The organism is Rhodococcus sp. NPDC047139 (genome assembly GCF_040643435.1).
GTDB lineage: Bacteria > Actinomycetota > Actinomycetes > Mycobacteriales > Mycobacteriaceae > Rhodococcus.
This window is the reverse complement of sequence record NZ_JBEYUH010000034.1, coordinates 1-9,130: the sequence shown is the minus strand read 5'-3', so window position 1 is coordinate 9,130 and position 9,130 is coordinate 1. Positions and strand designations below refer to the sequence as shown.

At 58.0% G+C, this 9,130-nt stretch carries 6 protein-coding genes; all 6 read right to left on the bottom strand.

Annotated features, from left to right (window positions below):
- Positions 1-1,339: AIPR family protein (locus ABZ789_RS22405; protein WP_358428795.1), on the bottom strand; the 1,339-nt coding region annotated here is incomplete at its 3' end.
- 113 nt (positions 1,340-1,452) lie between these two features.
- On the bottom strand, positions 1,453-1,920 hold the full coding sequence (locus tag ABZ789_RS22400) for a DNA phosphorothioation-associated protein 4 (RefSeq protein ID WP_358428792.1): 468 nt from the start codon (positions 1,918-1,920) through the stop codon (positions 1,453-1,455).
- A complete protein-coding gene (locus ABZ789_RS22395; RefSeq protein WP_358428790.1) occupies positions 1,917-3,974 on the bottom strand; it encodes an AAA family ATPase in 2,058 nt (685 codons plus the stop codon). The genes ABZ789_RS22400 and ABZ789_RS22395 overlap by 4 nt, the downstream gene beginning before the upstream one ends.
- A complete protein-coding gene (locus ABZ789_RS22390) occupies positions 3,971-4,135 on the bottom strand; it encodes a hypothetical protein (protein WP_229567722.1) in 165 nt (54 codons plus the stop codon). Before ABZ789_RS22390 ends, ABZ789_RS22395 begins: the two co-directional genes overlap by 4 nt.
- A 23-nt stretch (positions 4,136-4,158) precedes the next feature.
- Positions 4,159-6,297, bottom strand: a complete 2,139-nt coding sequence (locus tag ABZ789_RS22385; protein WP_358428785.1) for a DEAD/DEAH box helicase family protein — start codon at positions 6,295-6,297, stop codon at positions 4,159-4,161.
- Positions 6,294-8,510 carry a sigma factor-like helix-turn-helix DNA-binding protein gene (locus ABZ789_RS22380; protein ID WP_229567725.1) on the bottom strand — a complete coding sequence of 739 codons (2,217 nt, stop codon included), beginning with the start codon at positions 8,508-8,510 and terminating at the stop codon, positions 6,294-6,296. The genes ABZ789_RS22385 and ABZ789_RS22380 overlap by 4 nt, the downstream gene beginning before the upstream one ends.
- Positions 8,511-9,130: the final 620 nt, after the last annotated feature.

Genomic DNA, 9,130 nt, shown 5'->3' with positions numbered 1-9,130 from the left:
AATCAACGCCGCCGGGTACGGTGGGCCTGCACTCGACGGTCACGTCGGGTCGCATCCAGCCGGCGCCAATGCCACTGCTAACTGCGAAGAGCCGGTATCGTTGTCCGACATCTTCCTTTTTCATGCGCCGTTTTGCGTACTTCGTCTGAGCGGCCTTGTCGAGTGCTTGCCACTCGCCTCTTCGCCGCTCGTAGAAGATGGGTTCTTTGAGGCTATCGAAGGCGCGTTGAATCTTCTTGTGGCGCTCGTCGTTTGCGCGAAGATCCGATATTCGGACCTGAGACTGGCTATTAGTGTACTCTGAAATATTCGTCAGAGCGGAGCGTCCTAGATCGCTTCGTTCTGTGGCTATTATCCGGGTTTGAACGGAAACGTCACCGTATTCGATCATCGCCCTCCGATCCCTTAGGACGGAAGAGGTCTGTGCGCCGTTTACAATCTGTGGGTTGCTCGCTCGTAGCACAGTCCCATCGTCAGTCTCTATGAATTCGTAGTCGTCGGCAACAATAGTGAGGCCATTGTTGTAAAGCCAGAACGCAGACCTCCCCTCAAGGGATTCCAGGGTCTTCGCCATTTCTTTGTTGACGCGGTTTGTCTTAGTGAGGTAGTAGCGCACGTTGGCTTGGAATAGCCTCGCTCCATGTTTCGAGACGAGTTCCGCAATCGAACGACCGTCAAGAGATACAATGGCCGACTTGGCTACGCCAGGAACCTCCAACTTTCCCTTTTCGTAGTATTCTCCTGTTCCAGAAACCAAGAAATCTCCGGTTTCTCCCGATAAATCGCCAATCGGTTCATCTGAGACCCATAGTTCTTGCATCCGTTCCGTGTCATAGAACGTAGCGGTATAGTTCTGACCTAAAGTTCTTACAGCGATTTCAATCTCTGTTCGAACATTAGGCCCGATGCGACCAGCAACAATGTAGTCGAGCGAAATGGAGAAATTATCGTCCAGGGCTTGCTGCATTGAAAGCGAAACTTCGGACAGCTTATCGTGGTGTGGTCCAGTGGCAATCGCGGAACTGTCTCGCAGCAACAGGGCTGCATGGATCAGGGCCCTGAGCCCGTCGGGGGATGTTACGGAGGATTCGGGCGATTCGTGATATTTTGCCTGAATCAAGTGAAAAACGGAGTTGTCGGTATCGAAATACCACCCGTCGATGCCTGCGTCCCCTTGAGTCAGAGTGTCGGTAGCATTGAATGCCTGATCATCATCCAAATCGAATAGGAATGTAAACGCCCACGCTGGAAAGGCGCGATGATCGGCGACGGTATACTTACCAGCAAAGTCATGAACTTGGTTTTTCAGCCAATTTACAAAGTCGACTGCTAATTCCATTCCGTCTTCCGTTCAGATCGTGGGTGCGCAGGCGCGCCAACGTGGTCATGAGAATCGGATATTGGGGGTCGCTGGCACCTGCATGGAAATATTGTGAGGGGTGAATTGGATTGCTACCAGGTAACCCCGCCAAGGAGATCTTCGACAGCAATCTCAGTGTGGCGGCGGTCATCTGTCAGGGCCGATGTAACTAGCTCAATCGCGACCGTGGCAGCGGGCTGTTTTCGAGTGTTCACGATCTCTTGAATATGCTCAAGTCCGCCATTTGCATATTCTTCGAATATTGTGACTCGTTCCTGCAACCGGGCGTCGTCCATAATTTCAGGGTCATCTCCGACCTCGTTGGCGGCAATCATGCTAACGAGCGTGTCGGCGAAAGACGGCCCTACCAGCGTGTCGTACCGAATCGGATCCCCAGCGACAGCTGTAAACGGCACCCGTCGACCCTGAGTAAATCCGACCGCAGCCGCGAACAGCAGAATGTCTCGGAAAGCCGGAAACTTCGCTTCCTGCTGCAGTTCGAGCATGAGACGTTCGTGCTGCTGTGGACGGCGTGCTCGAACATCTGGAGTGGCGGTCACAGGATCACCTTCAATTCAGTGCGATCGATGTCGGACGAACGAATGTAAGGGTACGACGTCCCGTTGATCTCGATGTCGTCGGCGACGTCGCCCTCGGCCGTTGTGTGAGTCTCAAGCACTCCGAGATTACTGACATATGGCATCAGTTCGGTGATCACGGTGCCCATACCCTGACTCTTGCTCACCAGGACGACGAGCTGAGGTGCCATCTTGGCGAGAGCGCGCGCAACGGCTTCCTGATAGTCCTCATCCAACGAGCCGAATGCGGCGTCCATGACGATGGGGTATGTCCCGGCATCGACGCTCGTTTGTTCCTCGGCGCGGCGCTCCGTTCGGATCTCACGAGCTAGCTTCGAGACAGCAGCAACAAAGCTGAGACTAAGGATCTGGTTCTCGCCGGTGGATTTGGGAACCGGAAGCTCGACTCCGTTCACCGTCTTGTGCAGGGTCAACTCGAAATTCTCGGTCAGGGTTGGTACGTGACTCTGGTGAGTGATGCTGCCGAAAACCTCTTTGAGCTCCTTATCCAGCCGCTTTCGCATATCTGCTGCGCGAATCTCAAGAATCTCGATGAGCGCCTTTTTCACCGACTGTACGAGGTCGAGTCGAGTGCGTGCCTTGAGTGCGAGTTCATCCGTGACCTCGGCCTTGGATCGCTCGCGCGTCTTTGCTTCGATGTCTTTCGCAAGCCGCTCGATCTCGCCCTTGGCTGATCCGACCTGCTGCTCTTTTGCGCGCATCATGTCGAGCAGCTCTAGGTGCTTGCTCTCGAGACCTTGTACGTCCTCATGCCTACTGTCGCGGAGCTTGCCGTCCAGTTCGGATTTTTCGGCGATCAGTCGGTCCACTCGGTCATTTTCATCACCGATACGCTTCGCGATGCCGGATAGGTCGCTGCGCAGCGACGCTCGGGTTGCTTCCAGTTCGTCGATATTTCCCGAGAGTTTTTGCCACGCAGTCTCGACAGCTTGGAGGCCGGCCTGGTGCCGCCAATCCTGGACATGTCTCCATGAGTCGGAGCCTTCGGTGAGTTCGGCTCCGCAAATGCAGGTCTTCTTTTCCAAGAGATCGTCCACGAACTCGCGCTTGAGTGGTGCAGGAAGTGCCCCACGCCGATACAAGTCCTCAGCCATGGCTTTGGTATCCCATGCGAGAGCGTCTGTGAAGGCTAGGAACCCGCGAGTTGCAATGAGGGTAGCCCGGTCGGTCACCGCGGCTTCGTATGCGCGCCGCGCATCAGCGAGCTCTTGTTCTATCTGATCGCGTCGTTGCTGTATTGGAGCGGCATCGGCATTCTCCCGGAGCAGCTCGAGTACACGTTCGTGCTCTGCATTCAGCGACGCGACCTCGCGTTCCAGGAGAACCCGACGTTCCGAGACCTCGGCCTGGCGATCGTTCAGCTCGTCGATCTCTTCTTGGATCCGTCCTGCCCTCTCGCCGCCATACTTGCGAAGGTCTGCCGAGAGCTTACGGTCGACCTTCGGTAGGTGGGCGAGGGCACGCTCGACCTGCTCGAGATCGAGAAGGACCTTGATGTCGTTTCGAACCTCTGTGTAGGCCTCCTTCTTGACGAGGTTCTCGATTCGCTCACCGTTGAAGAAGAAGAAGCGACTGACTCCGCGTGGCAGGATCGTGTTGATCATCTCCTGGGGCGCACTGATTGCCTCCGACGCGCCATCAGGTGTCGTCGCCCATAGCTGCACGCTGGGGACCGCCGATTGTTGGTGGTCGGATTCCTTGCGGAGCGTTGCAGTACGGAGGAGCCGATAGCTCCGATCCTCATGAGAAAACTTGACTTCGACCGACACGTCGATGGACTCTCCGACCGAGGCCGACCTCCATACAGCGTCGGTGACGAGGCGTTCCTGCTGTTCGACGTCGTCGGACAGACCCCCATAAAGCGCCCACGTGAACGCATTCAAGAGTGTGGTCTTGCCGGATCCGTTTGCGCCGAATATGAGCGTTACCGGACGAGTACCGTCCGAGTCGAGGCTGAAGCTTTGGCGTCCTGCGAACTGGCGAAAATTTTCGAGTGCGATTGACTGAAGCTTCACGGAATGATTCCCTTCACTGCTGCGAGGATGTCCTCGGTCGCGTCGTACGCGCTCAGGTGTAACTTGGCACGCTCGATCTCCAGAACCCGCTTGAGCAGCGCCCGCTCGTCGTCGGAGAGCGCACCGATCACGTCTTTCTCGGTACGCGTGTTTTCGGTCATCGTTGATCCTTCCAACATGGCTGCTATAGGTCCATCAAGTGATAGTGGTCGCGGAGTGGACGTAATGAGTCGAGTGTTTCCCCATAGTTTTCGGAGAGCTTGCCGAACTCGTTCGCGCGTTCGATCTCGCGAATGAGTAGCGCTCGTTCGACTTCGAAATTGATTGGCGCCCCTGCCTTAGGTACGGCGAGATAGTCGTAGATCTCTGCCCGGTCTTTGCCTTCGGCACGGCGAAGCAAGCGTCCGCGTCGCTGGACGAACTGTCGGGGGTTGCTACTGCTGGCCAAGAGATAGCCGACCTGAGAGTCGGGTATGTCGACCCCCTCGTCGAGGCATCGCATCGCAACGAGTGCCTGGAGGTCGTCGCCGGAGCCGAAACGACGGAGCAGCACCTTGCGATCGGCACGTGAGGTTTGTGAAACGTATTGATGCGCGGATATTCCGAGATCGTTTCCCGCCATCCTCATCACTTCCACCAACTGGTTCGGACCTCTTTCGTCACCTGGTGGTGTCGGGCGTCGTCCCTCCGCACAGTAGATGAGCTGAAACCACGAGTGGCGGTGAGCTTCCAGGTCAACACGCAGTGCTGCGAGCTTGCCGGCCGCATGACCAGTCACACCTGCACGCTCACGCAAGAGGAATCCGAGCGGCGAGTTCGGATCGGCGTCGTCCGGACTGTCACCGGCAGCGATGCACCGGGCTATCTTCGCTGTCAGCTCGGTGTACAACTCGGTCTCCTGGTCATTGAGCTCAACCAGGCGTGGATGGTAGGTGTACCGGCAGAGCGCGCCCATGTTGATGGCTTCGCCGAGGCCCAGCTCGAAAACGATTGGACCGAAGTAGTCGAACAGTGCTTTCGTGCCGATCTCGTCATGCCACCGCTCGGGCGTCGCAGACAGTCCGAGGCGGTAGGTGGCATGAGCAGGTAGCGCGGCGTTGTAGCGCGTGGATCCGAGATTATGCGCTTCATCAGCAATTACCATCAGTTGCAAAGTGAGCCGGCCCAGGATTTCCTGAAATTTGGGCCCGGAGAACGAGGCATTGGTCGCAATCAACACGACGACCGGTCGCTGTCCGAGTCGGGCCTGTCCGATCTGGTCCTCAACGCGAGGAACCCACTTGCTGCTGGATTCGTAAACAGGGATCGGTGTAATCCCGAAGGCCTCGACGTCGGTAACCCACTGATCTACGAGATGCTGCAGCGGAGCAAGGATCAACACGACCAGTGGTTCCTCCCGGTCGCGCATTACATTCCCGACGGCAGTCGCAGCAAGTAAGGCGCTCTTGGTCTTTCCCGTACCGGTAGCCATGGCCAGGAAACCGCGACCCCGGTTGCGTAACCATGCCTCGACAGCGGCACGCTGATAATCCCGCGGAATCAACCCGGGCGGGGGAGTGAGTCGTTTGGGCTCGTCCACCACTCGATGGCATTCTTCGAGGACATGCTCCCGATCCGGGAGGGTTGTATTCGGACGTTCACGTCCGATTTCGATGAGACGCTCCCGAGCAACATCGGGAAACGGTTCGACGCTGAGCATCGATGTTCGGTCTGCCCAGAGGTCTTCGAAATCCGATTCGAGCCGAAGCGCACGTGCACCGTCGCTCTCGGTCCAACCACGGTACACCTCGATGGACTCGAAGTTCGCCACGAGGCCGCCCAGAGTCTCATTGCTGCTGCCGGTGAATGCGACGAGGTCACCGTACTCGTCACGGAACACACCGATCTTCTCGTGATAAATGCCGATTCTGTCGTCCCGGACCACGAATGCGAGCTTGATGTCGAGATGGCCGTCAGCTATCAGACGACCGACCTGTCCGAGCCCATCCAGAACGCGATCATTCTCGATGCCTTCGAGTTCACGAATTGTTGCGCGGGTAATGACGTCTCGGACTGAGTAGCCGTGTGAGATATCTGCGATATCACCTTCGTCGAGATGTGGCGATGCGATGAGCCGCATCGAACCGCCGCGTGCCACGAAACGCTCTATACCGCGTGCATAGAGAGCGAGGCTCGTCGAGGTGAAGTACCCAACGGCACGGCTGTATGTTGTGGCCGCACTGAAGACCGGAACGTAGAAGCGGGCGACGACGTCTTCCTGGTCGCTGCGATAGCGGTCGTCGAGGTCGAGCGACCGAAGACCAGAAGTTATCCGGCCCGTCACAGCAGATCCAGAATGTCGTCGACGTTCGTGGATTCGACTTCGGGGTCAGGTAGATCGGTCTCCACGGTCTCGAGCGAATCACGTGAGGCAAGCAAGAGTTCGGCGATATCTGTGTCACCACGCTCGCGATACGCGCCGATGAGTGAGGCGATTCCGGACGACTCCGGGAGACCGATTGCGGCGCAGAGACTCCTGTAATTGTCGGAAGGAGTCGACTGCGGCTCGATGCCGACGAGAGCGAGGGCGTCCGCTAGGGGCTCGCCTACCGGTTCGCGTACTTCCTCGACGGCGAACGTTCTGTCATCGTTGATGATCAGGAATACATCGGAGCCGGCAGCGGTATCACGTTCCAACAAGAAGCGGCGGATCGTGCCGAAACTAGGCTGAACCCCTGTCCAGGCGATCATCTGTTGCCCGAGTGGCGACTCGAGTTGCAGGGTTTGTCCCGGTTGCAAGTCGAGGATCGCAGCGACTGCAGTGGGTGCCACCGATCCGCTTCCTCGGAGGTGATCCTTGGTGACCTTTACCCGCACCGCCCACCCTTCGGGGCGGCGGAACATTCGGCGGGTTTGGTTCGGTGTTTTTCGTACTTCACGAGGACTTGTGGCCAACTGCACCATCCCGTCGTTCGTTTCGAACGGGGCGGAAGAGGCGTACGTGACGACACTGCCGCGGGAGACCGAGTACTTGCTCGTGATCTTGTCGATAAGCGGATCCAGCGCCACGCGTCCACCGTTCTTGGCCAGTTCCTCCCTGATCAGAGAGCGAATGTCGGAGTACGTGTCCAGACCCCATTCGGTTAGTCCCCATCGGTCGCGATCGACTCGAGTGAATCGATCGTCCTTTGCCAATGCGTTTCGCAAGGACCGGACACTGCGTTCCACGGTGAATCTGGCGATGATGTCATCGGAGGAGAGCGGCGAGCCCACCACTGAGAGGATCGAAGCTGCATAGTCCTGTACCGACTGTATCCGCGTGAACAAGTGGTCACCCTCGATCAGGTAACCGCAGTACTCGAGCCATTCGGCAGTGATCGTCCGCTTGCGTTCCGCTGGCTCGATGTCTATGAAGTCGAGCGATGCCAGCGGTGCTACTCCGTAGCTGTCGACGAACTCTTCGATCTGCGTCGCGGTTGCGGTCCTGGCAGCCTCGACTGTGGGGGAGGCACACCATTCGTCCTCGATCTCGTACGAATCATCGAGACGGTCGAGTACGCGCCAAGCGGGTTGCTGGACAGAATCGACGAGGTTCTTCAACGAAGGAATCTCTTCGAGAAGCGCTGCCAGGGGTAGCACGTCGTGAATGGTGCGCTGCGCAGCTTCGGCCAACGACGCCAAGGGTCCCGTGCCGGCGTGACTCAGTTCGGTAAGAAGTGCACTTCGTGCCTTGGATTCGATCTGGCGAACCCTCTCACGCGTCACTCCCAGCGTCGCCCCGATAGTATCGAGAGTGAGTGGTGAGTCGGCGAACATCCGATCGCGAAGAATCCCGACAGCGCGATCGTCGAGCTTCCGGATCGATTCATCCAGGATGCCGGCGGCGTCCAGAGCCCGATCTGCGCCCAGAACGCCCGTGCTGGTTACTACTTCCAGCCGTTTTCTTGCTCGTACAACGTTCTGAGGTGTCCCGATCGGGAGCGTTTGGGTGAACAGCGGCGTGTCGGGAAGGCCGACAAGAGCCAGCCACTCTGCTACTACCCGGAGATCGTCGACGATCGATGCATCGACGATAAGTTCCGTGGATTCCTGAACATCGCTTTGGGCAGGCGCTGTGCGAAGTACATTATCCTCGGCGTCATTCTCCGCCGCCGCGTCCGCCACGGCCTGATCTGCGAGGATTTGTAGCACAGTGGACACTGTGGCAGCGCCGAAGTTCTTCCAATCGAGGATCTCTTCGACCGACAGGCCCGCGATGTCTTCGACCGTTCGGTACCCCCGCCTGATGAACATGTTCAACCCTCGTGGCGGAAGGCCCAGAGCCTCCAAAGACACACCCGTTCCAGCTGTAGGAAACAGCTGGGCGATCGTCCAGCGTGAGAGCTGGGACATGGCGATCTCTGCTACGGCTTCGAGGTGCCGATGCCGCTTCGACACGGTCGGACCCGAGGCCGGCTGGTTCCACCAGGGGCCGTGTGTTGTGTCGGCCGTGGACTCGAGCCAGGGGAAGACGTCCAACCACGTGGCGACATCTGGGTTGACTACGTCCCCCGACACACTGCTCTCCTAACCTTGATCATTGTTTGGTGCCTCCCATCGGATCACAGCGTCCTAGCCTTGCGAGCAATCGGGACCGTGAACCATTGGTTAGCTAACTTATTCTTCCGAACGGCCAGTTTCGTTACTCCATCCCGCTCGGTCTGATCGGGGACAGTCCTGCCGTGGTTTCAAGCGGTGATGCGCGGCGTCTGTGATCAGATCGGGAACCCCGACACGACGGGCGGAGCATCGCGTCCTGGCAGGCTGAATTGCCCCGATTGTCTCGACGGGGCGGGAGCCGGCAGGTCGGGTGCGTGAAGGGCTCGTCTACAGGAGACCTGCTTGCCGGCAGATTGTGTGGATGGCGCAAGATCACGTACCGGATGACACGGAAAGAGTGACGGTATGCAGGACGACATCGAGGGCCCCCGATTCCTCGTAGCAGAGCTTCCCGGCGAGATCGGGGCCCAGGTCTATTCGATGTTCATCGCAGGTTGGCCCATTCACGTGTCAGCGGTCATGTAAATCCCCAGGTTGAGGGGTCTGAATCGCCCCGGGTCTGTCGGAGGCTCTCGAACCTGTGAAGGATAGAGAGCATGGCAGCACCACGGAAGTACAGCGTTGAGCTGAAGGAACGA

Bases quoted from the DNA above. Each gene is read 5' to 3' on its own strand.
- ABZ789_RS22390 (WP_229567722.1), bottom strand. From the start codon at position 4,135: ATGACCGAAAACACGCGTACCGAGAAAGACGTGATCGGTGCGCTCTCC.